The sequence below is a fragment of the Burkholderia sp. NRF60-BP8 genome (genome assembly GCF_001522585.2).
GTDB lineage: Bacteria > Pseudomonadota > Gammaproteobacteria > Burkholderiales > Burkholderiaceae > Burkholderia.
This window is the reverse complement of sequence record NZ_CP013372.1, coordinates 2,248,366-2,275,044: the sequence shown is the minus strand read 5'-3', so window position 1 is coordinate 2,275,044 and position 26,679 is coordinate 2,248,366. Positions and strand designations below refer to the sequence as shown.

Here is a 26,679-nt window from a genome sequence, read left to right as displayed (position 1 = left end):
CTCTTGCTCGGGGCGCTGGCACGGTTCTCGCACGCCGGCTTCGCGACACCCGTCGCCGCGCGGTGCATCGCACGGGCCGGCGCAATGCACGTGCGGAGACAACGAAAATGATCAGAAGACCAAAGGCAGCCGGGCGCGACGGCGTGACGCGGCGTGGCCGGCGTGTGCGATGCGTCGGCACGACCGTCGGCGCGCTGGCGCTGTTCGGCCTGCCGCCCGGCAGCGTGCGCGCGCAGCAGCAGGCGGATGGCGCCGCGGTCGCGCTGTCCGCCTCGACCGTCGTGCTGCCCGCGGTGGTCGTCGTCGGCACGACGCCGCTGCTCGGGATCGGCATGCCGCTGTCGAAGGTGCCGGCGAACGTGCAGACGGTGCGGGCGGCCGAGATCGACGTGCAGCACCGCGCGACGCTCGCCGATTTCTTCGCCGCGAACCTGCAGAGCGTGACGATCTCGGACGCGCAGGGCAACCCGTACCAGACGGACGTCAACTATCGCGGCTTCACTGCGTCGCCGCTGCTCGGCACGCCGCAGGGCTTGTCGGTGTTCGTCGACGGCGTGCGCGTGAACGAGCCGTTCGGCGATGTCGTGAACTGGGACATCCTGCCCATGCAGGCGATCGACCGCGTGCAGCTGATTCCGGGCTCCAACCCGGTGTACGGCCGCAATACGCTCGGGGGTGCGCTCGCGATCGCGACGAAGAACGGCCGCTCGAACCCGGGCGGCGAAGCGGAGGTGTCGGGCGGCGCGTGGGGCCGCAAGACCGCGGGCATCGAGCAGGGCGGGACGATCGGCCCGAACCTCGACTACTACGCGAGCGCGAACGTCGCGAACGAAGGCGGCTGGGCCGACCACAACGCGAGCCGCGTGAGGCAGGCGTTCGGCAAGCTGCGCTACACCGATGCGGACACGACGCTGTCGATCGCCGCAGGCGGCGCGGACAACACGCTGTCCGGCACCCAGACGATCCCGCGCTCGTTCCTCGGCAACCCGAAGCAGGCGTATACGTATCCGGACCGCAACCGCAACGGCGCCGGCTACCTGACGCTGTCGGGCGACCGCTTTTTCGGCGAGCACGTCGAGTTGAGCGGCAATGCGTACTACCGGCACCTGCGCAACGCCAATACGAGCAGCAACAACAATACGGACTACGGATCGGTAGACGAGGACGGGACGGTCGACACGGTGCAGGGCCGCAACGCGCAATCGACGATCGTCACCGACAGCTACGGCGGCAGCGTGCAGCTCACGCTGCTCGGCAAGCTCGGCGGGATGGAGAATCAACTGGTCGCGGGCGTGTCGGCCGATATCGCGAACTCGAGCTACGTCGCGTCGTCGCAGGACGCGTCTTTCACCGACGCGCGCGCGGCGATCGGCATCGGCGATTTCGTCCGGCAGACCCGCGCGAAGACGCGCAACGCGAATGTCGGCGCGTACCTGAGCGATGCGTTGTCGCTGACGCCGCACTGGACGCTGACGCTGTCGGGCCGCTACGACTGGTCGAACGCACGGATCGGCGACGAGAGCGGCGTGCAGCCGCTGCTCGACGGCAACCAAGTGTTCTCCCGCTTCAACCCGGCCGTCGGGGTCGACTGGAACCCGGACGCGGGTTTCACCGCGTATGCGGCCTACAACGAAGGCATGCGTTCGCCGACCGCGATCGAGCTTGCATGCGCGGATCCGGCCGCACCGTGTTCGCTGCCGAACGATTTCATCGCCGACCCGGCGCTCAAGCCCGTGATCTCGAAGACGTTCGAAGCCGGCGTGCGCGGCCGCATCGGCGCGGCGACGACCTGGAGCGCCGCCGCCTACCGCACGACGCTGACCGACGACATTCACTTCATCAGCAGCCCGGTCAGCGCGCAGGGCTATTTCCGCAACGTCGGCGACACGCGGCGGCAGGGTGTCGAGCTCACCGGCCGCACGCGGTTCGGTCCGCTCGGTGTCGGGCTGTCGTACAGCCATGTCGACGCGACCTACCGGTCGTCGTGGACCGAACACAGCCCCGCGAACTCGGCGGCCGACGCGAACGGCAACGTGACGGTCAAGCCGGGCGACCGCGTGCCCGGCATTCCGGCGCATACGGTGAAGCTGCGGCTCGACTACGCGGCGACGCGCGCGTGGGACGTCGGCGCGAACGTCACGTGGCGCAGCGACGTGTACGCGCGCGGCGACGAGAACAACGCCGACGCGAACGGCCGGATCGCGGGCTACGTGCTGGTCGATCTCGACATGCGTTACCGGGCCACGAAGCGGTTCGAGGTGTTCGCGAGCGTGACGAACCTGTTCGACAAGCGCTACGCAAGCTTCGGCGCGCTCGGCCAGAATTTCTTCAACGGGCCGAACCACACGTTCGACGGCGCCCATCCGGTGAACGAGCAGTTCGTCGGGCCGGGCGCGCCGCGCGGCGCGTGGGTCGGCGTGCGCTATGCATGGGATTGAGCGGTGCGCGGCCGCGTGCGTGATCGCGTCACGACGCGAATGGGCGCGGAGTCGTCACGCGAACGGCGCCGTCGCGAACATCGCATGCACGGCGCGTGCGACGCTGCGCGCCAACGCAGGCTCGCTTGCCAGATGCCCGGCATTCACGCATTCGATCTCCGCGTCGGGAGCGGCTCGCGCGAGCCGCACGACGTTGTCGACCGGGCAAACGGGATCGCGCATCCCGTGCGCGGCGAACAGCGGCACGCCGGCTTGTGCGGCCCGTCGCGCGAGTGCGAGCACGCGGCGCTCGCCGAGCCAGCAATCGTGTTGCAGGTAGTGCGCCTGGATCCGGTATTTGTCGATCAGCCGGCCGACGGTCTGGTCCGAGCGGATCGCGCGCACGGGCGAGCGGCGCGTGCGTGCCGATGCGAGGACGGCGTTTTCGTACGCGCGCCACGCGAGCGCCACGGCGCGCTGCCCGCCCGCGCCCGCGCCGTGGCGCAGCCGCTGCGCGCAGCGCGACAGCAGGCGATCCGGCCGGCCGCCGCCGGCCGCTGCATGCAGGCGTCGCCATTCGCGCGGCGCACGCGAACGGGAAGTCGTGAAGAGCCCGCGGACTTCGCGGGGCGACGTCAGGAACAGGCCGCGCAGCACGACGCCCGTCACCCGCTCCGGATGCGTGCCCGCATACGCGAGTGCGAGCGCGGCGCCCCACGATCCGCCGACGACGCCCCAGCGTGCAACGCCGAGCTGCTTGCGCACCGCCTCCAGATCCGCGATCAACTGCGCGGTGTTGTTGTGGCGCGTGCCGCCGCGTGGCGCGGATGCGCCCGCGCCGCGCTGGTCGACGAGCACGACGCGCACGCAGGCGAGATCGAACAGCCTCAGGATACCGGCGTGGCTGCCGCTGCCGGGCCCGCCGTGCAGCACGACGACCGGATGGCCGTGCGCGGCGCCGGCCACGGCGAATGCGATCGAATGCGCGTCGCGGTGCAGGCGTAGGCGCACGGGCGCGGGCGCCGACATCGGCGACACCGGCGTATCGGGCAAGGCCCGCGGCGCGGGCGACGGCGTGGACGGAATCGGGCGATGCGTCATGTCGATAGGGTTCCGGCGGAATCGGAGGCGGCAACCGTCACTCGGTCGCGCACGGCGACCGGATAGGTCCCGCGATGAAGCCAGAAACGCGCCAGCTAAGAAGCTCCGGATTCGCACGGGTAGTCGCGCGTCGGGAAATCGCGGTATCACGAAAGCTTGGCGCGTCGCGCGACGCGACACGCGCCGCGCCCGTGCGATTTATTACATCCGGCTTTCAATTCGTATCCGGGGCGCCGGCGTGGCCCGATGCTTGCTTGCAATGACGGCAAAGAGTCCGGCAGTTGACCGGAAGGATCCCCCGGAGGAGACAATGCGCGACGACGTAGAGCAGGCGGCCGGATCGCGGGCCGCGCATCCCGCTGGCTGGCCCGCACCGTCGATCCAGAAGGCCCACGAGCGCTCGGAGACGTTCGGCCTGCAGGTATCGGCACGGCCGGACTACGACGTGCTGTCGAACGCCGCGCTGGTGCTCAAGCGCGAGCAGAGCCGGGTGCTGTGCGTGCATGCGATGCCGGTGATGGAGACGCTGCACGAGCAGATCGTCAACACGCAGAGCATGATCGTGCTGACCGATGCGGAAGGCCTGATCCTGCATTCGATCGGCGACGACGATTTCCTGCGCCGCGCGGAAAAGGTCGCGCTGCGCCCGGGCGCGAACTGGGCGGAGAACCGGCAAGGCACCAACGCGATCGGCACGGCGCTGGCCGAGCTGTGCCCGATGGTCGTCCATGGCGACCAGCACTTCCTGGCCGCGAACCGCTTCCTGACCTGTTCGAGCGTGCCGATTCTCGACCCGTACGGCGACGCGATCGGCGTGCTCGACGTGACGGGCGACCACCGCAGCTATCACCAGCACACGATGGCGCTCGCGAAGATGTCGGTGCAGATGATCGAGAATCACCTGTTTACGACGACCTTCCAGGAAACGCTGCAGGTGTCGTTCCATGGCCGCCCCGAGTTCCTCGGCACGCTGATGGAGGGGATCGTCGCGTTCACCGCGGATGGGCGCTTCCTGTCGGCCAATCGCAGCGCGCAGTTCCAGCTCGGCATGCCGCTCGCCGCGCTGCGCGCGCACACGCTGTCGTCGCTGTTCGACATCACCAGTGCGCAACTGATCGACCGCATGCGCGCGAGCACCGACCGGCACCTGATGCTGAATCTCGGCAACGGCGCGGTGGTCTGCGCGCGCGTGCACTTCCGCCGCGCGACGCTCGCCGAAGGCAGCCGGCCGACCGACGTCCACGACGCGGGGGCGCCGGCCGCACGCTCGAACGCGGTGCCCGCGCCGGCGGCGGGCACGTCGGCCGGTTTGTCGCGGCTTCACTACCTCGACACCGGCGATGCGCAGGTCGCATGCGTGATCGCGAAGGTGCGCAAGGTGATCGGCAAGGACATCCCGATCCTGATCACCGGCGAGACCGGCACCGGCAAGGAACTGCTCGCGCAGGCGATCCACAACGACTCGCCGCGGCGCGACGCGCCGTTCGTCGCGGTCAACTGCGCATCGATTCCGGAAACGCTGATCGAGTCCGAGCTGTTCGGCTACGAGGAGGGCGCGTTCACCGGCGCGCGCCGCAAGGGGGCGCTCGGCAAGCTGCTGCAGGCGAACGGCGGCACGCTGTTCCTCGACGAGATCGGCGACATGCCGTATCCGCTGCAGGTGCGGCTGCTGCGCGTGCTGCAGGAGCGCCTCGTGAACCCGCTCGGGTCGACGAAGACGATCGCCGTGGATATCTCGATCATCTGCGCGACCCACCGCGATCTGCGCGAGATGATCGCGCAGAACCGCTTTCGCGAGGATCTGTACTACCGGCTGAACGGCCTCGTGGTGCGCCTGCCGCCGCTGCGGGACCGCACCGATCTCGCGGTCGTCGTGCAGAAGATGCTGCAACGCGAGGCGTTCGCAGGCCCGGGCCGGCCGCCGTTGTCCGTCGCGCCGGACGTGATGGCGCTGTTCGTGCGCTGCACGTGGCCGGGCAATTTCCGCCAGCTCGGCAACCTGTTGCGCACCGCGGCGGCGATGGTCGACGACGACGGCGAAATCCGGCGCGAGCACCTGCCGGACGATTTCTTCGACGACCTGCGGCGCACCGACGCGCAGGCCGCGCAGCCCGCGCCCGAGGCGCTCGCCGCGGCGGGCGCCGGGGCCTGCCTCGCGGACGCGTCGCTGCGCGCCGACGCGCGCCTCCAGGATGTCGCCGCGTCCGCGATCGCCGCCGCGCTCGCGCGTCATGGCGGCAACGTATCCGCCGCGGCGCGCGCGCTCGGCGTGTCGCGCAACACGATCTACCGGAAGATGCCGGCCGCCGACGCGGGGCGCCATCCGGCCGGCGACGACTGACGCGCGGCCGTCGCGCGGTGCGCGACCTGTCACAGCCGGTGTGTCAAGTTGCAACACCGGTGTTCAACGATTCAACACTCCTGACCACTCGCGGACATCGCGCCGCCGGGGTGGCGGACCGCATTCGCGCGAATCGTGTCGGCTATTCGTAAGGATCGCGTCCCGATGCCCGGGCGACGGCCGTCTACCGTCGCCGCGCCGCCGCAGCGTGGCTTCGGCACGCTCCTTGCTGAAGAGGAACCGGCCGCTCGATTGCCGCGGTCGTTCGACTCATCCGGCAACACATCGACTCATCAACTCGACAGGAGACACACCATGCAATGGACGACACCGTCTTACACCGACCTGCGCTTCGGCTTCGAAATCACGATGTACATCGCCAACCGCTGATCGCCGTGCGTGCCGCCCGTTTCGCCGTGGTCGGCGCGGGCGGCCTCGGGAACTGACGCCCATGAAGATCAAGATACTCGGCTCGGGAGCCGGCGGCGGCCTGCCGCAATGGAACTGCAATTGCGCGAACTGCCGCCGTGCGCGCGGCGGAAGCGGTCACGTGCTGCCGCGCACGCAGTCGTCGATCGCGGTCAGCGAAGACGGCGTCGACTGGGTTCTCGTCAACGCGTCGCCCGACATTCTTTCCCAGTTGCGCGCGGATCCGGACCTGCAACCGGCGCGCGCGATCCGCGACAGCGGCATCGCCGCTGTCGTGCTGTGCGACGCGCAGATCGATCACGTGACGGGCCTGCTGATGCTGCGCGAGCGCTCGACGCCGCTGCCGCTCTACGCGAGCGCGCCGGTGCTGGACGACCTGTCGACCGGCTTGCCGCTCGTGCCGCTGCTCGGTCATTACTGCGGCGTCGCCGCGCATACGATCGTGCCCGGCGAGCCGTTCGCGGTGCCGGCGGCGGGCGGGATCCGTTTCACCGCGATCGCCGTCGACAGCAAGCCGCCGCCGTATTCGCCGCGGCGTGCGGCGGCCGCGCCCGGCGACAACATCGCGCTGTCGATCGAAGACGTCGCGAGCGGGCGGCGTGCGTTCTATGCGCCGGGGCTCGCGTCGGTCACCGACGACGTGCGCGCGGCAATGGACGGCGCCGATCTCGTGCTGGTGGACGGCACGTTCTGGACCGGGACCGAGATGATCGACCTCGGCCTGTCGGGCAAGCACGCGGCCGACATGGGGCATCTCGCGCAGTGCGCGGAAGCCGGGCGGCCCGGCATGATCGACTGGCTCGACCTGCTGCCCGCGCGAACGCGCAAGGTGCTCACGCACATCAACAACACGAACCCGATTCTCGATCCGCATTCCGTCGAACACGCGCACCTGCGCGCGCACGGCATCGACGTCGCGCACGACGGCATGCAATTCCAGGTCTGACGATGAACGCACCGATCCCCGCTACGGCGTTGCACGCGACGCCCTGGACCGCGACCGAATTCGAGGCGCGCCTGCGCGCGCTCGAATCGCGCTATCACATCCATCATCCGTTCAACCGGCGGCTCAACAGCGGCGCCTGTTCGCCCGCGCAGATCCGCGGCTGGGTCGCGAACCGCTTCTACTACCAGATCTGCATCCCGCTCAAGGATGCGGCGATCCTGTCGAACTGCACCGATCGCGATACGCGGCGCCGCTGGATCCAGCGGCTGATCGACCACGACGGGCAGGGCGACGACGAAGGCGGCATCGAGGCGTGGGTGCGGCTCGGCGAGGCGTGCGGCCTCACGCGTGCCGAACTGTGGTCGCTCGAACACGTGCTGCCCGGCGTGCGTTTCGCGGTGGATGCGTACGTGAATTTCGCGCGCCGCGCGCCGTGGCAGGAAGCCGTGTGCTCGTCGCTGACCGAGATGTTCGCACCGCAGATCCATCTCGACCGGCTCGCGGGCTGGCCGTCGCATTACCCGTGGATCGAGCCGGCCGGGCTGCATTACTTCCGCAGCCGCGTGCCGCTCGCGCAGCGCGACGTCGAGCATGGGCTCGCGGTCACGTTGCAGCATTTCACGACACCGGACGCCCAGCAGCGCGCGCTCGGCATTCTGCAATTCAAGCTCGACATCCTGTGGTCGATGCTCGACGCCGTCGAAAAGGCCTACCCCCAATGAACGCGATCGAAGCCGCCAGCGGCGTGCCGCTGCGCCCCTGCCTCAGGGGCATGTACCGCCTGCAATGGGAGGCGGCCCAGGATGCGTACGTGCTCCTCTATCCGGAGGGGATGGTCAAGCTCAATCCGAGCGCGGGCGAGATTCTCGCGCGCTGCGACGGTACGCGCGAACTGGACGACATCATCGGCGAGCTCGAGCGCCTGTTCATGCAATCGGATCTCGCGACCGACGTCTACCGTTTCCTCGATCATGCGCGACTGCGCGGCTGGTTGGACTGACATGACGCCCGACACGCCCCGTCCGTCCGCGCCGCTGTGGCTGCTCGCGGAACTCACGTATCGCTGCCCGCTGCACTGCGCGTTCTGCTACAACCCGGTCGATTTCGCGACGCACGGCGCGGAACTCGACACCGACACGTGGCGCACGGTCATCGGCGATGCGCGCGCGCTCGGCGCCGCGCAAATCGGCTTCTCGGGCGGCGAGCCGCTGCAGCGCGGCGACCTCGAGACGCTCGTCGCGCATGCGCGCGGCCTTGGCTTCTATACGAACCTGATCACGTCGGGCATCGGGCTGAACGTCGCGCGCATCGAACGGCTCAAGGCCGCCGGGCTCGACCACATCCAGTTGTCGCTGCAGGATTCGACGCGCGAGCTGAACGACTTCCTGACCAGCACGCGCACGTTCGGGCTGAAGCGCGACGTGGCGCGGCTGATCAAGGCGCACGGCTACCCGATGGTGCTCAACTGCGTGCTGCATCGCTACAACCTGCCGCACGTGGGGCAGATCATCGAGATGGCGCTCGATCTTGGCGCCGATTACCTGGAACTGGCAAACACGCAGTATTACGGCTGGGCGATGCTCAATCGCGACCAACTGATGCCGACCGTCGAGCAGGTGCGCGAGGCCGAGGAAACGGTCAACCGCTATCGCAAGCTGATCGGCGAGCGCTGCAAGATCCTGTTCGTCGTGCCCGACTATTTCGAGCGCCGCCCGAAGGCCTGCATGAACGGCTGGGGCTCGGTGTTCCTCGGCGTCGCGCCGGACGGCACCGCGCTGCCGTGTCATGCCGCGCGGTCGCTGCCGGGGCTCGCGCTGCCGAACGTGCGCGACCGGTCGCTGCGGGAGATCTGGTACGACAGCGATGCGTTCAACGCGTTTCGCGGCGAAGACTGGATGAGCGAGCCGTGCCGTACGTGCGACGAGCGTCATGCGGATCATGGCGGTTGCCGGTGCCAGGCTTACCTGCTGACCGGCGACCCGAAAGAGGCCGATCCGGTGTGCGCGAAGTCCGCGCATCACGACCGGATCGAACAGGCCGTGCAGTTCGCGCGGCGTCGCGCGCCGCGCGACGAACAGCCGCTGGTATTTCGCAGCAGGGAGAATTCGCTCGCGCAATGCGGCGCGGCGTGCGACGGCTGACGGGGTACGGCCACGGACAGTGACAGGGCGAGCGACACAGCGCGACGCGATGGATATCGGGACGATTGATACGCAGTCCTCTTCATACCCTTGGCGACGCGCGATTTGCGCGTGCGAGGACGGCTGAACGCCGGACGGGGGCCCGATGCGGCAGGCCGGATGGTCGCCGTGCGTATCGCGACCGGCAGCGGCTGTCCGCACCTCGATGCCGCGGCGCGCGACGCGGTGCTGGCGAACCGCTGCGCGACGCACGCGGAAAACGGTGCGCCGTCGCCGATGCGGCCGCGCGCACCGATCACGTTCAATCTCGACGAATGACCGGCCACGTCGGCGACATCACCCGTCGTCGGCCTTCGCCTGCAAATCCTTCAACCCTTGAATCACGACCAGCAGCGCCCGGCCGTGCTCGTCCGAGCCGTCCCACGCGTCGACGATCGCGTCGCGCAGCAGCTCGTTGTACCGGCGGCGCGACGGCTCCGTATCGACACCATAGAAACTGCATAGCTTGTTGAATGGCGCGCTGCGGCGCAGCCGGCGCCCGTTCGACAGCCGAAGGCGCGATACGGTTGGCTGGCTGACCCCGGAAAGTCGCGCGATTTCGCTGGACGAGCGTGTATCCGCCATCAAGCGGCGCAACAGGTCTTGAACGGGAAAATCTTGGTCCGGGGCTTCCATGCGATGCATTATACCTATACAGTTACGGCTGTTGAATGGGCTTGCTGTCGACAGCGAGGCTGTATCCCGAGAAAGTTGATGACACTGAAACACCTCCCACCCACGTTCTGCTGGACCAAGATCGGTACCGAGTCCGGCGAGGAACTGCCGACCGTCGTGCTCCGCAAGGAATGGGAGCGCCGGCTCGGGGGCGGGCGCTTTCTGTGGGGCATCAACCAGCCGCTCGGCAGCAGCGCGCAAGTCGCCGCGCATCGCACGGGCTCGCTGCTCGCGCTGTTTTCGCCGGTCGCGTCGCGCCCGCGCGCGGGCGAGCGCAAGGACGCGTTGCTGTGGAATGCGTGGATCGACGCAAGCGGGCAGGTGCGGCCTTTGCCGCCGCACACGTTCATCGCCAGCCGTTCGACGTTGCCGTCGGGCCGGCGCCGCGAGCAGCACTACGCGCTCGTGTGCGCATCGTCCACCGCGCTGACGGTCGGCACGCAGTTGCGCGTGTTTCCCGACCACCTGCGCAGCGTGAGCACCGGCAGGCCGCTGGGCGCCGCGCAGGGCGCGGCCGTGGTCGACTGCATCGGACGTGCGAAGGAGCAGACGGGCAAGAGCTATCCGCTCGCGCTGTCGGTGGAGCTCGAAGCGCCGTATTTCGTGCGGCTCGCGCAGCCATGCGTGCTGAAGGCGCGCGATCTCGCGGAAGTGAACAAGGCCACGCGCGCAGGCGATTTCGATCGCTTCGTCGAGCTGGTCGCGCGCTTGCGCGGCCGTTCGCCGACGGACGCCGTGCGCGGCGTCACGCGCGATCTGTTCGATGTGCCGCCGATCGAAACGGCGGCCGCGTATGTAGCGCCCACGCATGTCGCGCGCATGCGCAACCGGCCGGCGGCCGAGCATCCGCGCGATCTCACCGGCGATCTGTTCGACCTGTCGCCGGGCGAGGCAGCCGCATTCGCCGGGCTCGCCCATCCGCGCATCGGGCGCGCGTGACGCCACGCGCGAAATCGTTCGCGCAAGAATTTGTTGCAATCTCGCCGTAGCGGATCGGCGAACGCGGAGCGACAATCGGCACGAAGCGCGCGGTGCCGCGGCCGGTACGTCGCCACGCGACGGGGCGTGGTTCACGCCGCCGACATGCGTACCACGCACACTGAGCGTCGGCGTGCTTCACACTGCAATCCTGAGGGAGGAGTGTCGATGTCGACCCACATCTGTTCGCGGGAAGCGCGAGCCGCACAACGCTTCGTCGAAGCGACGCGCAACGTGGATCAGGCGTTTCGCGCGGTGCGCGGCGAAAGCGACGACGACGGCTCGTCGGCCGAATACGCACGCGCGATGTCGCGTCTCGATCGCGCGCTCGACGAGCTGGCGCGTGCACAGGAATTCTTCGATCGCATCGTCGGCGCGAGCGCCGCGCAGGACAACTGACGGTTCCGGCGTTGCGCTTTGTCGCGCGTCGAGCGACGCGCATTCATCTTCTTGCCGGGCACGCATGCCCGGCATGCCGGTTCGTCATCCCGTTTCGATTTCCGGCGTCGGGCAGGCGTCGGCGCGGATCGCCGCCGTAACGGGAGCCGTGCGTCAGCCCGCGCGCGTCGTGCCCGGCGCGGCACGGGACGCGTAGCCTCGATGCTGGAACGACGTCGCGAAGAACCGCATCTGGTAGCGGATCGCATTCGCCCAGTAATCCCACGTATGGCCGCCCGGCCGCTCCGCATAATCGTGCGGTACGCCGAGCGCGACGAGCCGTTCATGCAGCGTGCGGTTCGAGCCGACGAATGCATCGTCGCGGCCGCAATCGATCGTCAGGTCGAGATGTGCGCGCACGAACGCCCGCGCGCTTTCGACGATCACGTTGCGATTCCAGAACGACGGATGGCGATCGGGATCGCCGAACACGTGGGCGATCCCCGGCTCGTCCGTGCAGCAGCGCGGATCGACCGCGCCGCTGATGCTGCCGACCGCGCCGAACGTGTCGGGCCGGTCGAGCGCGATGCGCAGTGCGCCGAAGCCGCCCATGCTGAGCCCGGTGATCGCGCGCGCGTGCTGGGCCGCGATCGTGCGGAAATGCAGGTCGACATAGGACACGACTTCGTCGCCGACGAAGGTCTCGTAGCGGCTGCCCGAATCGAACGGGCTGTCGATGTACCAGCTTTCGTGTCCGCCGTCGGGCATCACGAGGATCACGCGATAGCGGTCGGCCAGCGCGGCGATGTGCGTGTTCGACGTCCAGTCGGTATGGTCGCCGCCCGAGCCGTGCAGCAGATAGACGACGGGGTAACGTTCGCCGTGGTTGTCGCGCGCGTAATCGTCGGGCAGCACGATGGTGGCCTTCAGCGTCTCGCTCATCGCGGCGCTCGGGATCGCGACGACCCGCGCATGGAAGGCGAAAGCAGGGCTCGTGACGGCGAGCAGCAGAAGCAGCCAGAAGGTACGTGCCAGGCGCATCGATCCTTGCATGTGTCGACCCAGTCCGGCCGGAGGCCGGGAAAACCCTGTTCCGGCGACTCTAGCAACCGCGCCTTTCAACCATATTTCGGCGAATCCTACGGGTTGTCAGGCGGACGGCTTGCATACGATGCGCGCGAGGGCGGCGCGCAACGCATCGGGCTGCTCGGCCGCGATCAGGTGCCCGCTGTCGGCGATCGTGTCGAAGCCGGCGCAGCGTGCGAGCGCGTGTGCGGGCACGTGCCAGCCGGCGCGCGAGCGTTCGCCGGCGATCAGCCAGACGGGGTGACGCTCGAACACCTGCGCGAGCGCAGGCAGGTAGCCCGCGGCGCCGGTCGTCTCGATCACCGAGCGGCCCATCGCCCGCAGCGTCGATGCCGGCTGATGCGCGAGCCAGCGGCGTGCATCGTCGAGCTGGCGCGGCGACGGTGCGTCGATCGCGCCGCGCAGCCAGTCGAGCGGCGCTGCGCGCAGCCCGTCGAGCATCGCATCGGCTTCGCCGGGCGTCATGCGGCCGACCGATGCCGACCAGAACGCATCGTCGAGCGTGAAATTGCCTTCGACGTTGACGACGCGCCGCACGCGTTCGGGGTGCGCCCGCGCGAACAGCATCGCGATCGCGCCGCCGACCGAATGGCCGACGACATCGACCGGCTGCATGCCGAAGGACGCATCGACGGTTTGCCGCACGTGCTCGACCTGCGCGGCAAGCGAGATCGCGTCGGGCGGCGTGGCGCGATGCGCGCCGTAGCCGAGCAGGTCGGGGCAGAGATGCGGGCCGTTCCATCCGCGCACGTCGAACGTGCCGATGAAACCGTGAATGAAGACGACGGGCGTGGACGGGATCATGCGGCGTGCATCGAAGGAAGCGGCGGCAATTCGAGTTCGGCGAGCAGTTCGTCGAGTTCGAGCGCGTGCGTGCGGTCGTGGTCGAGCAGCTCGCGCACGAGTTCGTCGAGCGACATGCGGCGGATGCCGTCGCGCAGCCCGCAGCGGGCGAGTTGCGACGGTTCCAGCGCGGCCGCGGTGGCGCACAGCGCGGCGCGGCCGCGGCCGAACGCCGCCACCGCGAGCTCGAGCGGCTGCGCGAGATAGTCGCGTTGCGCGGCGAGCGCGGTGCCGTCGACGGATTCGATCGCGGGCAGCTCGGCCGTGCGCACGGCGTCGATGCGCGCGGCGAACACCGCATCGAGATCGCGCAGGTGGCATGCATGTTCGACGAGCGAGAAGCCGGTGCCGGCCGGGCGGCGTGTGGCCAGCGCCGCCGGCACATGCGCCGCATAGGCGACGAGCCGGGCGGGCATGCGTGCCAGCGCGGCGACGACGTCGGCGAACGGCAGCCGGTGCGGGTACGCGCTGAATACCGCGCCATAACTGAACGGCGCGCCGCCGAGCCGCCCGCGCGCCTGCACGACTTCATGGCCGTGCCGGCGCATGACGTCGGCGACCATCGCGCCGCAGAACTGGCGGGCCGTCGTGTCGGCTTCGACTTCGGGGAAGGTGCGCGCGATCTCGTCCTGGATCGCGCCGATCGCGGCGACGCCGACACGCGACAGCGCCGCGAACTCGAGATAGCGCTCGGGCCGATCGATCAACGCTTCGAGCTGGGCGCCGAGCGCGGTCGAGCGGAAACGGTCGAAACGGGAATGCATGACGGAGCCCGGTCGAGTAACGTGTCAAAACGATACGTTACTCGACCGGGCTCCGTCAACCGTCACGTTCGGGCGCTTATGGCTTCTGCAGCCCGGGGGTGAATGCGGGGCTGAAATCCTCGGCCTCGAACAGCGGGCGGATCTCGATTTCGGAGTCGCCGGGCATCGGGTTCGGGCAGCGCTTCACCCATTCGACGGCTTCCTCCATCGATTTCACCCGCCACACCCAGTAGCCGGCGACGAGTTCCTTCGTTTCGGCGAACGGGCCGTCGATCACCGTGCGGCTCTTGCCGGAAAAGTGCACGCGCTTGCCGTGGCTGCTCGGGCGCAACCCGTCGGCCGCGAGCAGGATGCCGGCTTTCATCAGTTCCTCGTTGAACTGGCCCATCGCGCCCAGCATGTCGGGGTCGGGCATTCGGCCGGATTCGGAATCGGCGGTGGCTTTGACGATGACCATGACGCGCATTGTCGTATCTCCTCGAACGTGAATAGTGAATAGGGCGCTTGCCGGCGGTGCGACGGCAAAACGATCGGTTACGACGATACGACGCGCGACGGCGACGCGAATCGACATCGCGAGCGAAAAATTGTTCACGCGCGATCGAAGCGGTGGGGAGCGCCGCGCGGCCGCTGTCACGGAGCGCATCGGCAAAACTGGTATGCTGGCCCGCATCACGTGTACGTGGAGGGTGCCATGGCTGCCAAGGAAGTCTCGAAGAAGAAGTACCTGAAAATCCTGAACAAACGCCTGCGTGCGGAGCCGGCGGCCCCGGCCGGCGCGTCGTTCGTCTTTTTCCCGCTGGGCGCGAAGGCGAAGCATGCGACGGGCGTCGTGTCCGGCGACGCGCGCAGCAAGCGTGAACTGGCCGTGATGGCCGCGATCCAGCGCAAGGCGGCCGAAGAATTCATCGTCGCCGACGCCTGACCGGCCGCGGCCGCACCGCTGTCGGATGACCGCCGCCGCGCGTTACGCGGCGGCGGCTTCGCAATGGGCGATCGCGCCGGCGAGCACGCGCGATTCATGCAGCCCGCCGGGCGGCACCGAACGCTCGCCCGCCCGAAACGGCGCAAAAAACGACCGCCGCGATCAGGACGCCTCGTCCGCCGCCGCCGCCGGATACCGGCCGCCGCCGCCCGTCTCGTCGCCTGCCGCCAGTTGCTCCAGCGCGAGCCCCTTCGTCTCGATCCCGAGCGTCCATACGGCGATGGCCGCCGCGACGAACGACAGCGCACCGAGCGTGAACACGCCGCCCTGACCGAACACCGGCAACACGACGCCGACCACGTAAGGCCCGATCAGCGAGCCGATCCGGCCGATCGCCGACGCGAAGCCCGAACCCGTCGCGCGTGCGCCGGTGCCGTACAGTTCGGGCGTGTACGTGTACAGCGCCGCCCACATCCCGAACAGGAAGAACTGCATCGCGAGGCCCGTGACGATCAGCAGCGTCGTGCTGCCGCCGTACAGCGCGCTCTGGCCGTACGCGTACGCCATCGCGCCGCCGCCGATCAGCGAGGCGATGCAGGTGGGCTTGCGGCCCCAGCGTTCGACGAGCCACGCGGCGCACAGGAAGCCCGGCACGCCGCCGAGCGAGATCAGCACCGTGTAGAACACCGATTTCGTGACTTCGAAGCCGGCCTGCTGCAGCAGTGCGCCGAGCCACGACGTGAGGCCGTAGAAGCCGAGCAGCGCGAAGAACCACAGCAGCCATACCATCACCGTGCGGCGGCGGTACACGCCGCTCCAGATCTCGCGCCATGCGCCGCGGCCACGGGCGACGGCCGGCTCCGCGAGCCGCGACGGCGGCGGCAGCGTCGCGACGCCGGCCGAGCGCATCACCTTTGCCTCGATCGACTGCATCACCGTGTCGGCTTGCGCGTGCCGGCCCGCATGTTCGAGCCAGCGCGGCGATTCCGGCACGATACGGCGCACGACGAGCACGAACACGGCCGGAATCGCGAGCAGCGCGAACACGGTGCGCCAGCCGAATTGCGGCAGCACGAAATACGCGACGATGCCGGCCGTGATGAAGCCGAGCGGCCAGAAGCCGTCCATCAGCGCGATCAGGCGGCCGCGCTTCTCGGTCGGCACGAATTCGGACAGCAGCGTCTGCGCGACCGGAAACTCCATGCCCATCCCGATGCCGAGCAGCACGCGATAGACGATCAGCGCGTCGACGCTCTGTGCGGTCGAGCACAGGTACGACGCGGCGCCCCACAGCACCATGCTCCACTGGAAAACGGGCCGGCGGCCGAAGCGGTCGGCGAGCAGGCCGGCGACGGCCGCGCCGAGCACCATCCCGAAGAAGCTCGCGCTCGCGACGAGGCCGGCGGCCGCGGTCGACAGCCCGAACTCCTTGCGGATCGAGCCGAGCACGAACGTCATCGTGCCGAGGTCGACCGAATCGAAGAAGAACGCGATCGCGATGATGAAGAAGATGCGCTTGTGATAGCCGGAGAACGGCAGGCGTTCGAGCCGGGCGGCGGCGGAGGCGGGAGCGGTGGCGGCGGGCATGGCGTCCTCTGAAATGAAAAAGGGGCCGCGCAGCGCATGCTCCAGGGCCCCGATGCTTCGTATTCAGTAGACGCGACCACAAACTGCCGCATCAGAGGAAAAGCGCCGCCTGCTTGCCCAAATGCGTCATCGGCGGGCGGCGCGCGTGACGCCCGCCGTCGTCAATTCTTCAGTTTGTAGCCGGTGCGGAACATCCACGCGACGATCGCGAGCAGGATCACGAGGAACAGCGCGGTCGCGGCGAGACTGATCCACACGTGCACGTCGGCGATCCCGTAGAACGACCAGCGGAAGCCGCTGATCAGGTAGACGATCGGATTGAACAGCGTGATCACGCGCCACGCGGGCGGCAGCATGTCGACCGAATAGAAGCTGCCGCCGAGGAACGTGAGCGGCGTGATGATCAGCAGCGGCACGAGCTGCAGTTTCTCGAAGCTGTCGGCCCAGATGCCGATCACGAAGCCGAACAGGCTGAACGTGACGGCCGTCAGCACCAGGAACAGCACCATCCAGAACGGATGCAGGATGTGCAGCGGCACGAACAGGCCGGCCGTGGCGAGGATGATCACGCCGAGCAGGATCGACTTCGACGCGGCCGCGCCGACGTACGCGATCACGATTTCCCAGTACGACACGGGTGCGGACAGGATCTCGTAGATCGTCCCGGTGAAGCGCGGGAAGTAGATGCCGAACGACGCGTTCGAGATGCTCTGCGACAGCAGCGACAGCATCACGAGGCCCGGCACGATGAACGACCCGTAGCCGATGCCGTTCACGTCGCTGATGCGCGAGCCGATCGCCGAGCCGAACACGACGAAATACAGCGACGTCGAGATCACCGGCGCGATGATGCTCTGCATCAGCGTACGGCGCGTGCGGGCCATTTCTGCGCGATAGATCGCGCGGATGCCGTGAAAATTCCAGTTCGCCATGTGCGTTAGGCCCCTTGTGCGCCGTTGCGGCGATTGTCGATCAGGCTGACGAAAATATCCTCGAGCGAACTCTGCGTCGTGTGCAGGTCGCGAAAGCCGATGCCGGCCGAGCCGAGCGCGTTGATCAGCTTCGCGATGCTCGCGTCGTCGCGCTGCGAATCGTACGTGTAGACGAGCGCGGCGCCGTCCTCCGCGCGTTCGAGCCCGAACGGCGCGAGCGCGGGCGGCACGTCCGCGAGCGGCTGCTCGAGCTGCACGGTGAGCTGTTTCTTGCCGAGCTTGCGCATCAGTTCGCGCTTTTCCTCGACGAGCACGAGTTCGCCGCCGAGGATGATGCCGATCCGATCGGCCATCTCTTCGGCCTCCTCGATGTAGTGCGTGGTCAGCAGGATCGTCACGCCGCTTTCGCGTAGCGAATCGACGAGCTTCCACATGTCGCGGCGCAGCTCGACGTCGACGCCGGCCGTCGGTTCGTCGAGGAACAGGATGCGCGGTTCGTGCGACAGCGCCTTCGCGATCATCACGCGGCGCTTCATGCCGCCCGACAGCGTCATCAGCTTGTTGTCGCGCTTGTCCCACAGCGACAGCGCCTTCAGCGTCTTCTCGATGTAGGCGGGATCGGGCGCCTTGCCGAACAGGCCGCGGCTGAACGACACGGTGGCCCAGACGGTTTCGAACGCGTCGGTGGTCAGCTCCTGCGGCACGAGGCCGATCATTTCGCGGGCCGCGCGGTATTGATCGCGGATGTCGTGGCCGCCGACCGTCACGCGGCCTTCGGTCGGCGTGACGATACCGCAGATCGAGCCGATCAGCGTCGTCTTGCCGGCGCCGTTCGGCCCGAGCAGCGCGAAGATCTCGCCGGGGCGGATGTCGAGGGTCACGTGCTTCAGCGCCTGGAAGCCGGACGCGTAAGTCTTGGAGAGGTCTGAGACGGAAAGGATCGGTTGCATGCTCACGGATGGCACGGCCGCCCGGCGCGACGGCGGGCGCCGCGCGTGCCCGGCGCCGCCGCCGCTGCGAAGCGGCCGGGACCGGGGACGGCATGGCGAACGGGCGTCATGTCGAACGGTATTGTGGTGCGGGATCGCGGGACCGCCATATTAGCAATCGGCAGATCGAAATGCATTTCGGTGGAAAGGCCGGGTCGTGCCGGTGCCGGATTTGCGTGAATGGCGGCGATATCGACTCATGATTCGGTGCTTTATTCGAGCGAAGCGAACAATGCGGAGAGTTTTCCGCGAACCGGCCGCGACCGCGCGCCCGCTCGGCGGCCCGGCCGACTGTGCTGCCTGCCGGCCCGCGTGCCGTACCGGGACGGCACGCGTGGCGCTCGCGATAATGCGTTCCTTTCACGGTGATACGGAGCGGCGAATGTCCTTGATCGATTTCAAATCCGTGGCGGATGCACAGGCGACTGCATGGAAATCCACGATCGTCGGCGAAGTCGGGCCGGCCCGGATCAAGGTGCTGCGCATGGATGCGCAGCCTTACGAAGCGGAAGTGCATGACTACGACGAGGGGCTGCTGGTGCTCGACGGCACGCTGATGCTGGAAGTCGACGCGGAAACGGTCGCGGTCGGGGCCGGGCAGATGTATCTCGCGCGCGCCGGCACGCGCCACGCGGTGCTGCCCGGCAGCCACGGCACACTCGCGATCATCGACGTCTGAGGTTGCGGCGCAGCATGCGTGCGGGCCGCCGAAGGCCGGCCGGCCTGGCTCGGCGCGGATCGGCGGTTGCCGTTCAAACGCGTGTTCCACGGCCCGGTATTTGTCTGAGCAAATAAAATGAAGGCCGTTTGAAAAACTGTCAAATACCGTGCAAGCGCTAGGATCGCGCGGTTTCATTCGTTTGGAACTCTGCATCCATTTACTTGTGGGAAGCGTCCGATCATAGTCTCGACAAACGACGCATCACGATAACGAATCAAGCGTACGTATGGAGACCACGCCATGAGACGCCTATCCGCAGGGCCAGCGGGACTGCCGTTTTCCGATATTTCGCTGAATGCAGGCGCGACGCAGGTCGCGCGGCTGCATCGTCACGTCGCCGTGTAGCGGCGAGCCATAGCGGCAAGCCGTAGCGGCAAGCCACTTTCCGTTTCGATCGTTCCGACGGCGCCGTGCCGCATGACGGCGCCGCGGGAGCGCGCTCGTCTGCTGCATGTGCCCGACCGGCATCGCGGCCGCCTTGCGTGCATCGTCATGCGCCGCGCCTTTCGGGCGGCGGCGCGATACCAACCGGCGGGCCATGCAGCCCGGCCGGACGAGACTTGTCGTACCTGAAAAGGAGGGGTAGATGATTTGCATTCCTGAATGGCGGAAGGCGATCCTGGCGTGCGCGGTGCTGGCGCTGCCGTTCGTCGCCGGTTGCGGCGGCGGCGACGATCCGGGGCCGATCACCGTGCCGCAGTGCTCGGGCAGCGCATGCGGGCCGAGCGGCGCGGAAACGACGCCGCCCGTCGTGACGAAGCTGTGCCCCGACGCGCTCGATTACACGACGACGTATACGGGCGGCGCCGGCAGCGGCGAGTACGTGAAGGTGAAATTCGATACGACGAAGCTCACCTATCAGATGCAGTTCATCGAATCGTCGGTGCCGACCTCGGCAGGGCAGGTCAACACTACGCGCGCGGGCCTGACGATCAGCGGCGCGTTTCATCATCCGACCAATCTTCCGACGGCCGAACAGAATCGCTGTGCGTTCGTGCTCGACAGCGGCGCGACGAGCGACGGCGCGTATTCGGTGACGATCAATCGCTCGGATCCGCCGATGCTGTTCGTCGGCAACGGCGTGGTGGGCGGCGGCATTCCGGGCGCGACGATTGCGTTCAAGGGCCTCGAGCCGATTCCGGGTCTGGTGCTCGGGGTCGTGCCGTCGCGCACGTTCGATTTTTATCCGTTCATCGGCTTCGTCGAAACGGAAACCGACTTCACGAAGGTCGCCGGCAACTACAACGAGGTCGGCATTCACCTGTCGCCGGTCGGCTCCAACTATCAGAATTTTCTCGGGCCCGTCGGCTGGCAGCCCGACGTCATCAACTGGAACCAGACGCTCAACGCAGACGGATCGTGCACGATCACGCCGAGCAGCGACTACTCGTGTCAGACCACCGGAACGCCGTGGACATTGCGCAAGAACGCGGACGGATCGGCCGACAACGTCTTCGTGAGCAATGCGAAGGCCAGCGCGCTCGGCTCGGTCGTCTATCCGTTTGCCGGACAGGGGTCGGCCATCGTGATCCTGGCTCCCAGCCAGGCGAAGGGGATCATGATCGTCGGCAAGCTGAATGGCGTGCTGGTGCCGGTGGTGATTCGTGTCGGTTACACGCACGTCGACGAGAGCAACGTCCTTGCGTCGGTTGCCGATGCCGAAGTCGGTATCTCGATGCTCTCGTCGACCAAGGCGATCGCGGCGAATTCGCTGAAAGGCGGGTACATCGGCGCAACCAGCGCGTCGGCGTGCGGTATCGTGACCTCCGATGGCCCGACCGGTGCCATTGCGACAGGCGGCCCGAGCTTCGACATCACTATTCCGCATCCGGACTTGCCGGGTACCTTCAGCGGCGGTTTCTTCCTGCCCGAAGCCGGCACCTGCAACGACGGCACCGCCGTGTCGACGATCGCCGCGAACTATACGTCCACGCTGTTCCAGGGCAATACCGCGGCGTTCATCGATCCGCAGACGTCGTCGGTCACCTCGCAGTTCTCGCTCGACTATACGCAGGCCACGCCCGGCAAGATCAAGGTCACGGCCACGCAGGGCTTCAACGCGAAGGGTACGACCGGCGACGTCGCGATCTTCAGCAAGGGCGACACGGGCTGGCTCGTGACGGCCGGCAACGTCTACGCGATGGTCGTCGACAACAACAAGGTCAACCCGTTCTTCACGGTCGGCGCGTTCGTCCAGTAACCCTGCATTGAACACGTAACACCGGCGGCGCATGCGTCGCCGCCGGCGAATCGAATTTCAAGAGGATTCCTATGAATGTGAAACATTGGATGGCCGCGGCGTCGCTCGCGCCCGTGCTGGCCGCATGCGGCGGCGACGGCGACCCGCCGCCCGCGCCGGCGGTGCGGCTGTGCCCGCAGACGATCGACTACAACACGGTGTTCATCGGCGGCTCCGGGTCGGGCGAGCTCGTGAAGGTGCAGCTCGACACGACGAAGATGACGTACCGGATGACCTACCTCGCGTCGCCGGTGCCGACCGCGACGGGCACCGTGCAGCCGACCCGCGACACGGCGCCCGCCAACGTGGTCGACGGCACGCTGGCCGACGAAACGGGGCTGCCGACGGTGAAGCTGAACCAGTGCACGTTCCGGATGCAGAACGCAAGCCTCGACCCGAGCCGACCCGCACGGCTGTTCCTCGGCGAAGGCGTGCTGGGCGGCGCGATCCCCGGCGCGACGATCCAGTTCGACGGCGTGATCGGCGTCGGCAAGATCCCGAAGACGACGTTCCCGTACTACCCGTTCATCAGCTTCTCGTCGCTCGAAACCGACCTGACGAAGATCGCCGGCACGTACAACCAGCTCGGCTATCACCAGGTGCCGTCGCAGAACTTCCAGCCGGTGGCGCTCGACCAGAAGGTGACGATCGACGCGGACGGCAGCTATACGGAAACCGACAACTTCGGCAAGAAGAACGGCGGGCAGCCGCTTGCGTCGAGCGCGACCGTGAACCAGCCGTTCACGCTGCGTCCCGATGCGCCGGCATTCCAGTCGCTCAACTACCAGCCGCAGATTCCGCCGACGCTTGCCGCGCTGGATCCGGCGAAGGCCGGCAAGGGGATCCTGATCGTCGGCAAGCTGCGCAACCAGCTCGTGCCGATCTTCATCCGTACCGGCGCCGCGAATGCGGACCTCACGCAAGGCCCGCCGAGCGCGGACGACGAATCGGGCATTTCGTTCCTGAGCCCGCAGACGGCGATCGCGCAGGGCTCGCAGGACGGCGAGTACACGGGCGTCGACAGCGCGTTCAACTACCGCGCGACCGCGCTCGTCGGCGCACAGGCCACGCTGCTCGATCCGTTCAACGCGTCGCAGGCCGCGCTCACGCGCGCGCTGAACCTCGACTACACGCAGAAGGTGCCGGGCGTCGTGACGACCGTGCATGCGGATGCGGCGTCGGGGCCGGCGACCGGCAAGTTCGTGTTCACCGGCGGCGTGTTCGGGTTCCTCGACATGGCCGATACGAGCAACCCGCACTTCACGGTCGGCGCGTTCGTGCAGTGACCGCGTGCGGATGGAGACACGGCGGCGCCGCGCGCGAATGCGCGGCGCCCGGACGGAATGAGGGGGAGACTTCATGAAGAAGCTGATTGTCGCGGGTGTCGTCGCAGGCGTATCGACGCTCGCATTGGCCCAGCAGGCAGGCGACAACGTCGCGACGCTGGGTTGGCTGCACATCATGCCGCAGGATTCGACCAACGGGCTGACGACGAATCTCGCGAACATGCCGATCAACGGACCGTTGCGCCTGCCCGGTTCGTTCACGTCGCCGGGCACGAGCCTGACGGTCAACAACGCCGATACGGTCGGCCTCACGCTCACGCACTTCTTCACCGACCACATCGCGGTGACGTCGGTGCTCGGCGTGCCGCCCGAGTTCACGCTCACCGGGCACGGCGTGATCAGGCCGCCGGGTCCGGCCGGCGCGCTCGGCAACGTCGACATGGACAAGTCGGCGAACCAGCCGGCCGTGAAGAACGCGCGGCAGTGGAGCCCGACGATCATTCTGCAGTACTACTTCAATTCGTCGACGGCGAAGTTCCGCCCGTTCGTCGGGATCGGCGTGGCCTACAGCTGGTTCAGCAACATCGAACTGAACGGCAACTTCGCGAAGGACATCAACGAGAACCTCGGCAGCGTGCTCGCCGCCGGCGCCGGCAAGCCGGGGGCGACGTCGGTGGAGGGCAAGGCGTCGTCGTCGTTCACGCCGGTCTACAACATCGGCGCGAGCTATGCGATCGACAAGCACTGGGGGCTCACGGCGACGCTGACGTACATGCCGCTGAAGACCTACTCGTCGCTCGTGATCAAGGCGGCCGACGGGTCGACGCTCGCGACCACGCGCACGAAGTTGAAGGCCGACCCGCTGATCACGTTCGTCGGGATTTCCTACAAGTTCTGAGCCGACCGGCGCGCATGACGCGTGCCGGCGGCTTCCTGCGACCGGCCGGCCGGCTCGTTCCGGCCGGAAGGTCGCGTTCCTGGCGGCGTGCCGCCATTCGTGAAGAGAGGGGGCAGTTCAAATGAGCATTCGCACAATCGTATCGCTTGTTGCTGCAGTGGCTTTCACCGCGGTCTCGGCCGCGCCTGCTTTCGCCGTCACCGTTTCGCGTGCCGATGGCCAGCCGATGAATCCGAACGGCGAGCCGTTCTCGGCGACGGGGCTGACGACCCTTGCCAAGGGATCGATCAACGCAAACTGCAACGCGACCTTCAACGGCACGATCACGTCGACCGGTATCGTCAACATCACGTCGACGACGTTCTCGGGCGGCGCGACGTGCGGCCTGATCAGCGGCAGCGCGAGCAGCACGTCGCCGTGGACGGGGCAAGCCGACAGCACGACGCAACTGTCGATCAACAACGTGAAGGTGAACGTCACCTTGCTCGGCACCTGCGGGCCGAGCAAGGTCGTGACGGCGTGGAGCGATGCGAACTCGTCGCTGACGTTCAACAACGCCGCGCTGACGCCGGACTGTACGGTGGGCGGTACCGTCCTGACGTCGCCGAAGTTCCACGTGCAGTAAGCGTCGCGCGAGCGGAGCCGGGCGTCCGCCATGGACGAAGACCGTGCAACGATGCACGGCGGGCGATCCGGTTTCGCGATGCATTCGCGTCGTCGCGCGTATCGGCGTGACGACCGGCTGGCCGCCTGCTTCGCGATCCGATGCGGGCGGCCATGCAGGGGCGGGCGAGACGCACCGTGCCACCTGCGTCGATGGACATAGAACAATCATTTCGATTTGCCAGAACCATTCCGGACCACCCATGCTCACCGACCCAGCGAAGTATGGCGATGCCCGCGGCGCGACGCCCGACCGGCTGCGCACGGCCGCGTGGCTGCAGTACCTGATCGACTACCTGAACGAAGCGACTTGCGTGGCGACGGGCGACATCTGCGCGCCGGCCGCTACGCCGACGCACGCGGCACGCGTGCGCGCCGGCGCGAATCTGTCGCATGAAGCGATCGGTGTCCTGCACGAACTCGCGCCGTGGATTGCGACGGACGGTGGCGGTTGCGCATGCGATGCGACCGATGTGTGCATGCACGTTCCCGACGCACGGCAGCTCGCGCGTGCGGAACGATACTGCCCGGGATCGCGCGCGGCATTCGATGCGGCGCATGGCTTCATCGATGCGTGGGCCTTCGACGATCCGAACGACGGCTGGGCCGCGCTCGAGCGGATTGCCGACGGCGTCGCGCCCGACAGCGACGAGGTCGACACGCACGAAACGCGGGAGCGGCTCGCGAACGGTGAAGTGCCGCCGCTGGCGAAGAACCTGAGAGAACGACGCGCCACCGCCGCGGCGGCCTGCGTGGAGCCGTCGGCCCGGCCGGGGGCCGTCATCGACGCGATCGTGCTGCGCGTCTGCGGGCCGCGCGACGATGCAGCGCGCATCGACGAGATGGCCGCGCTCGCGATGTTCTGCGCGGAGTTGGCGGCCGGCAAGGAGATTTCCTTCGCCGCGTACGGCGGTCAGCACAATCTGGTGGCACGGGCGATTCGTGAACGACGCGCCGATCTCGCGTCGGTGGACGGGCTGCTCGCGGCGGTGTCCGTGTGCCGGCTCGACCGGCTCGTCGGCGCGGGCAGCTTCTGGGCGTATTACCTGCTCGCGGGCATCGTGATCGCGGCGCCGGGCTTGGTGCGCGAGTTCGCGCGGCGTTTTCATGGAGACGCGTGGCAAGCCTGGCTCGACGAAGCGCTCGCGTGGCCGGCGGTCAACCGCTTCGGGATGAAGGAGGATGTCGCGTTCGATCGGCTACGCGGCGCGATGAGCCTGACGTCGCGATCGAATCCGATCGTGCGCGCGAAACGTGTGCGGGCCGCTACGCGGGTACGGTTTTCCGGAGACTGAATGAATATGGCATCGCACGCCATACCTTCGGTCGATGCGGCGATCGTGCCGCTCGACCGCCTTCACTTCGCGGATCTCGAAGCCGGCGCTTGCAGATTCGACAACTGGTTGCAGTCAGCCAGCGGCGGATACGTCACCTGTCGGGCCCCGGCGCCGGCTTGGGCGACGAAGTGCGGTTCCTGCCGACGCTCCCGCCGGTCGACAAGGCGACGGTCGCGAGTGTTTGGCCGCGATTCGGTGAAGGGCGCGCTCGCGCCGACACGGTGACGAACGCAAGTTCGATCGACGGCGTCTCAGCGTTCCGGCTCGTTTGTCGGCGTGCCGCTATCGAGTTCGAACTTCCTGCGATCCTTGCCGCGAATCCAGTGAGGTTCTCTTCCACGCCCGCTCCACGTTGCTCCGCTGACCGGATCGAAGTAGCGTGGACGAGCCTTGCGCTTCCGGATGTCCGGGAACAGTTCGTCCAGGGTGAATTGAAATTCCACGACCGCCTTCAGGATCTCCGCCAACACTTTCTTTCGACAGGAAAATTTATTCTCATTGACCTTTTCCTTTGGCGCGGATTTTCTCGCCGGGCAATCTGAAGGCTCGTTCATCTTGGTCTCGTGTGGCGAATTGATATTGAAATTGGGTATGGAGGAACGTCATGACCGGATCGGAAGTCGTCGAGCCGAATTCGACTATTCCTCGATTCTCCGTACTGGCAGGTTTCGATACTTCAACGCTTGTCGAAAGTGTGATTCTATAAGTTCAAATATGTAATTTTGTGTTGATTTTTTATGAACTGGCGAACTTCCAGTGGGATGTGTGAAATTATATCGACGGATTGTTTGTGGCTGGTTCTTTAAATAAATATCTTTACATGATTTGCAGTTGTCGTTTTGTTTAATTGATTTATTTTCCAATCCTGAGTGTCGTGGATTTTCACGATATTGGTGCATAGACGAGTTGGGCGATGACCACACCTGGAGGCGATGTATCGAGGGCGCGGGCGGAACGAGGAACA

General features: G+C 67.4%; 27 protein-coding genes. 17 read left to right on the top strand and 10 right to left on the bottom strand.

Annotation, left to right across the window (positions count from 1 at the left end):
• The first annotated feature begins 107 nt into the window (after positions 1-107).
• Positions 108-2,438 (top strand): TonB-dependent receptor, encoded by a 2,331-nt coding sequence (locus WS54_RS10535; RefSeq protein WP_059781213.1) that lies wholly within the window; start codon positions 108-110, stop codon positions 2,436-2,438.
• A 54-nt stretch (positions 2,439-2,492) separates the two neighbouring features.
• Here WS54_RS10535 and WS54_RS10530 read toward each other — a convergent pair whose 3' ends face one another.
• Positions 2,493-3,518 (bottom strand): alpha/beta fold hydrolase, encoded by a 1,026-nt coding sequence (locus WS54_RS10530; RefSeq protein WP_059781175.1) that lies wholly within the window; start codon positions 3,516-3,518, stop codon positions 2,493-2,495.
• A gap of 310 nt (positions 3,519-3,828) precedes the next feature.
• Here WS54_RS10530 and WS54_RS10525 point away from each other — a divergent pair, with 310 nt between their 5' ends.
• From WS54_RS10525 to WS54_RS10490, 7 genes are all read left to right on the top strand, one after another.
• Positions 3,829-5,859, top strand: coding sequence for a sigma-54-dependent Fis family transcriptional regulator (locus WS54_RS10525; RefSeq protein WP_059781177.1), 2,031 nt, complete (start codon positions 3,829-3,831; stop codon positions 5,857-5,859).
• A gap of 315 nt (positions 5,860-6,174) precedes the next feature.
• Positions 6,175-6,249, top strand: coding sequence for a pyrroloquinoline quinone precursor peptide PqqA (gene pqqA, locus WS54_RS10515; RefSeq protein ID WP_006485436.1), 75 nt, complete (start codon positions 6,175-6,177; stop codon positions 6,247-6,249).
• A gap of 61 nt (positions 6,250-6,310) precedes the next feature.
• Positions 6,311-7,234 carry a pyrroloquinoline quinone biosynthesis protein PqqB gene (gene pqqB, locus WS54_RS10510; RefSeq protein WP_034204219.1) on the top strand — a complete coding sequence of 308 codons (924 nt, stop codon included), beginning with the start codon at positions 6,311-6,313 and terminating at the stop codon, positions 7,232-7,234.
• A 2-nt stretch (positions 7,235-7,236) separates the two neighbouring features.
• Complete coding sequence (pqqC, locus tag WS54_RS10505; RefSeq protein WP_034204220.1) at positions 7,237-7,956, top strand: pyrroloquinoline-quinone synthase PqqC; 720 nt, start codon at positions 7,237-7,239, stop codon at positions 7,954-7,956.
• Positions 7,953-8,234, top strand: coding sequence for a pyrroloquinoline quinone biosynthesis peptide chaperone PqqD (pqqD, locus tag WS54_RS10500; protein ID WP_006480620.1), 282 nt, complete (start codon positions 7,953-7,955; stop codon positions 8,232-8,234). Before pqqC ends, pqqD begins: the two co-directional genes overlap by 4 nt.
• A gap of 1 nt (position 8,235) precedes the next feature.
• On the top strand, positions 8,236-9,375 hold the full coding sequence (gene pqqE, locus WS54_RS10495) for a pyrroloquinoline quinone biosynthesis protein PqqE (protein ID WP_059781178.1): 1,140 nt from the start codon (positions 8,236-8,238) through the stop codon (positions 9,373-9,375).
• A gap of 111 nt (positions 9,376-9,486) precedes the next feature.
• Positions 9,487-9,693, top strand: a complete 207-nt coding sequence (locus tag WS54_RS10490) for an energy transducer TonB (protein ID WP_257792057.1) — start codon at positions 9,487-9,489, stop codon at positions 9,691-9,693.
• Positions 9,694-9,711: 18 nt separating this feature from the next.
• Here the strand turns inward: WS54_RS10490 and WS54_RS10485 are convergent, their stop codons facing one another.
• A complete protein-coding gene (locus WS54_RS10485; protein WP_034204222.1) occupies positions 9,712-10,050 on the bottom strand; it encodes a helix-turn-helix domain-containing protein in 339 nt (112 codons plus the stop codon).
• A gap of 78 nt (positions 10,051-10,128) precedes the next feature.
• Between WS54_RS10485 and WS54_RS10480 the strand changes: the two genes are divergently transcribed.
• Complete coding sequence (locus tag WS54_RS10480; protein ID WP_034204223.1) at positions 10,129-11,028, top strand: hypothetical protein; 900 nt, start codon at positions 10,129-10,131, stop codon at positions 11,026-11,028.
• A gap of 207 nt (positions 11,029-11,235) precedes the next feature.
• Complete coding sequence (locus WS54_RS10475) at positions 11,236-11,466, top strand: hypothetical protein (protein ID WP_034204224.1); 231 nt, start codon at positions 11,236-11,238, stop codon at positions 11,464-11,466.
• A 153-nt stretch (positions 11,467-11,619) separates the two neighbouring features.
• Here the strand turns inward: WS54_RS10475 and WS54_RS10470 are convergent, their stop codons facing one another.
• The 4 genes from WS54_RS10470 to WS54_RS10455 form a co-directional block, all read right to left on the bottom strand.
• Complete coding sequence (locus WS54_RS10470) at positions 11,620-12,486, bottom strand: alpha/beta hydrolase (protein ID WP_179950178.1); 867 nt, start codon at positions 12,484-12,486, stop codon at positions 11,620-11,622.
• 108 nt (positions 12,487-12,594) lie between these two features.
• Positions 12,595-13,335 (bottom strand): alpha/beta fold hydrolase, encoded by a 741-nt coding sequence (locus WS54_RS10465; protein ID WP_059781180.1) that lies wholly within the window; start codon positions 13,333-13,335, stop codon positions 12,595-12,597.
• Positions 13,332-14,138: a DinB family protein gene (locus WS54_RS10460; RefSeq protein ID WP_059781182.1), complete on the bottom strand. Its 807-nt coding sequence runs from the start codon at positions 14,136-14,138 to the stop codon at positions 13,332-13,334. Before WS54_RS10460 ends, WS54_RS10465 begins: the two co-directional genes overlap by 4 nt.
• 76 nt (positions 14,139-14,214) lie before the next feature.
• Positions 14,215-14,604 (bottom strand): YciI family protein, encoded by a 390-nt coding sequence (locus tag WS54_RS10455; RefSeq protein ID WP_059781184.1) that lies wholly within the window; start codon positions 14,602-14,604, stop codon positions 14,215-14,217.
• A gap of 228 nt (positions 14,605-14,832) precedes the next feature.
• On the opposite strand from WS54_RS10455, the gene WS54_RS10450 reads away from it, so the two are divergent.
• Positions 14,833-15,063 carry a hypothetical protein gene (locus tag WS54_RS10450; RefSeq protein WP_034204228.1) on the top strand — a complete coding sequence of 77 codons (231 nt, stop codon included), beginning with the start codon at positions 14,833-14,835 and terminating at the stop codon, positions 15,061-15,063.
• Positions 15,064-15,225: 162 nt separating this feature from the next.
• On the opposite strand, the gene WS54_RS10445 is transcribed toward WS54_RS10450, so the two are convergent.
• The 3 genes from WS54_RS10445 to WS54_RS10435 form a co-directional block, all read right to left on the bottom strand.
• Positions 15,226-16,650, bottom strand: coding sequence for an MFS transporter (locus WS54_RS10445; protein WP_059781187.1), 1,425 nt, complete (start codon positions 16,648-16,650; stop codon positions 15,226-15,228).
• A 161-nt stretch (positions 16,651-16,811) separates the two neighbouring features.
• A complete protein-coding gene (locus WS54_RS10440; protein ID WP_034204230.1) occupies positions 16,812-17,582 on the bottom strand; it encodes an ABC transporter permease in 771 nt (256 codons plus the stop codon).
• 5 nt (positions 17,583-17,587) lie between these two features.
• A complete protein-coding gene (locus tag WS54_RS10435) occupies positions 17,588-18,532 on the bottom strand; it encodes an ABC transporter ATP-binding protein (RefSeq protein ID WP_034204231.1) in 945 nt (314 codons plus the stop codon).
• Positions 18,533-18,953: 421 nt separating this feature from the next.
• Here WS54_RS10435 and WS54_RS10425 point away from each other — a divergent pair, with 421 nt between their 5' ends.
• The 6 genes from WS54_RS10425 to WS54_RS10400 all read left to right on the top strand — a co-directional run bounded on the left by WS54_RS10425 (position 18,954) and on the right by WS54_RS10400 (position 25,673).
• The gene (locus WS54_RS10425; RefSeq protein ID WP_059781189.1) at positions 18,954-19,250 is read left to right on the top strand and encodes a cupin domain-containing protein; all 297 of its coding nucleotides are present in this window, start codon (positions 18,954-18,956) and stop codon (positions 19,248-19,250) included.
• Positions 19,251-19,878: 628 nt separating this feature from the next.
• Positions 19,879-21,492, top strand: coding sequence for a DUF2957 domain-containing protein (locus WS54_RS10420; RefSeq protein ID WP_059781192.1), 1,614 nt, complete (start codon positions 19,879-19,881; stop codon positions 21,490-21,492).
• A 71-nt stretch (positions 21,493-21,563) separates the two neighbouring features.
• Positions 21,564-22,817, top strand: coding sequence for a DUF2957 domain-containing protein (locus tag WS54_RS10415; protein WP_059781195.1), 1,254 nt, complete (start codon positions 21,564-21,566; stop codon positions 22,815-22,817).
• A 73-nt stretch (positions 22,818-22,890) separates the two neighbouring features.
• Complete coding sequence (locus WS54_RS10410; protein WP_059781197.1) at positions 22,891-23,715, top strand: OmpW/AlkL family protein; 825 nt, start codon at positions 22,891-22,893, stop codon at positions 23,713-23,715.
• Between the two features lie 121 nt (positions 23,716-23,836).
• A complete protein-coding gene (locus tag WS54_RS10405; protein ID WP_034204236.1) occupies positions 23,837-24,340 on the top strand; it encodes a hypothetical protein in 504 nt (167 codons plus the stop codon).
• 241 nt (positions 24,341-24,581) lie between these two features.
• Positions 24,582-25,673 carry a hypothetical protein gene (locus tag WS54_RS10400; RefSeq protein ID WP_059781198.1) on the top strand — a complete coding sequence of 364 codons (1,092 nt, stop codon included), beginning with the start codon at positions 24,582-24,584 and terminating at the stop codon, positions 25,671-25,673.
• Between the two features lie 293 nt (positions 25,674-25,966).
• On the opposite strand, the gene WS54_RS10395 is transcribed toward WS54_RS10400, so the two are convergent.
• Positions 25,967-26,269 carry an H-NS histone family protein gene (locus WS54_RS10395; RefSeq protein WP_082720335.1) on the bottom strand — a complete coding sequence of 101 codons (303 nt, stop codon included), beginning with the start codon at positions 26,267-26,269 and terminating at the stop codon, positions 25,967-25,969.
• Positions 26,270-26,679: the final 410 nt, after the last annotated feature.

Coding starts and splice junctions, on each gene's coding strand:
- WS54_RS10460 (WP_059781182.1), bottom strand. CDS start 14,138: ATGCATTCCCGTTTCGACCGTTTCCGCTCGACCGCGCTCGGCGCCCAG.
- WS54_RS10455 (WP_059781184.1), bottom strand. CDS start 14,604: ATGCGCGTCATGGTCATCGTCAAAGCCACCGCCGATTCCGAATCCGGC.
- pqqD (WP_006480620.1), top strand. CDS start 7,953: ATGAACGCGATCGAAGCCGCCAGCGGCGTGCCGCTGCGCCCCTGCCTC.
- WS54_RS10450 (WP_034204228.1), top strand. CDS start 14,833: ATGGCTGCCAAGGAAGTCTCGAAGAAGAAGTACCTGAAAATCCTGAAC.
- WS54_RS10400 (WP_059781198.1), top strand. CDS start 24,582: ATGCTCACCGACCCAGCGAAGTATGGCGATGCCCGCGGCGCGACGCCC.
- WS54_RS10465 (WP_059781180.1), bottom strand. CDS start 13,335: ATGATCCCGTCCACGCCCGTCGTCTTCATTCACGGTTTCATCGGCACG.
- WS54_RS10415 (WP_059781195.1), top strand. CDS start 21,564: ATGAATGTGAAACATTGGATGGCCGCGGCGTCGCTCGCGCCCGTGCTG.
- WS54_RS10405 (WP_034204236.1), top strand. CDS start 23,837: ATGAGCATTCGCACAATCGTATCGCTTGTTGCTGCAGTGGCTTTCACC.
- WS54_RS10470 (WP_179950178.1), bottom strand. CDS start 12,486: ATGCGCCTGGCACGTACCTTCTGGCTGCTTCTGCTGCTCGCCGTCACG.
- pqqC (WP_034204220.1), top strand. CDS start 7,237: ATGAACGCACCGATCCCCGCTACGGCGTTGCACGCGACGCCCTGGACC.
- WS54_RS10535 (WP_059781213.1), top strand. CDS start 108: ATGATCAGAAGACCAAAGGCAGCCGGGCGCGACGGCGTGACGCGGCGT.
- WS54_RS10480 (WP_034204223.1), top strand. CDS start 10,129: ATGACACTGAAACACCTCCCACCCACGTTCTGCTGGACCAAGATCGGT.
- WS54_RS10485 (WP_034204222.1), bottom strand. CDS start 10,050: ATGGAAGCCCCGGACCAAGATTTTCCCGTTCAAGACCTGTTGCGCCGC.
- WS54_RS10395 (WP_082720335.1), bottom strand. CDS start 26,269: ATGAACGAGCCTTCAGATTGCCCGGCGAGAAAATCCGCGCCAAAGGAA.
- WS54_RS10475 (WP_034204224.1), top strand. CDS start 11,236: ATGTCGACCCACATCTGTTCGCGGGAAGCGCGAGCCGCACAACGCTTC.
- WS54_RS10435 (WP_034204231.1), bottom strand. CDS start 18,532: ATGCAACCGATCCTTTCCGTCTCAGACCTCTCCAAGACTTACGCGTCC.
- pqqB (WP_034204219.1), top strand. CDS start 6,311: ATGAAGATCAAGATACTCGGCTCGGGAGCCGGCGGCGGCCTGCCGCAA.
- WS54_RS10525 (WP_059781177.1), top strand. CDS start 3,829: ATGCGCGACGACGTAGAGCAGGCGGCCGGATCGCGGGCCGCGCATCCC.
- WS54_RS10425 (WP_059781189.1), top strand. CDS start 18,954: ATGTCCTTGATCGATTTCAAATCCGTGGCGGATGCACAGGCGACTGCA.
- WS54_RS10445 (WP_059781187.1), bottom strand. CDS start 16,650: ATGCCCGCCGCCACCGCTCCCGCCTCCGCCGCCGCCCGGCTCGAACGC.
- WS54_RS10420 (WP_059781192.1), top strand. CDS start 19,879: ATGATTTGCATTCCTGAATGGCGGAAGGCGATCCTGGCGTGCGCGGTG.
- WS54_RS10440 (WP_034204230.1), bottom strand. CDS start 17,582: ATGGCGAACTGGAATTTTCACGGCATCCGCGCGATCTATCGCGCAGAA.
- pqqE (WP_059781178.1), top strand. CDS start 8,236: ATGACGCCCGACACGCCCCGTCCGTCCGCGCCGCTGTGGCTGCTCGCG.
- WS54_RS10530 (WP_059781175.1), bottom strand. CDS start 3,518: ATGACGCATCGCCCGATTCCGTCCACGCCGTCGCCCGCGCCGCGGGCC.
- WS54_RS10410 (WP_059781197.1), top strand. CDS start 22,891: ATGAAGAAGCTGATTGTCGCGGGTGTCGTCGCAGGCGTATCGACGCTC.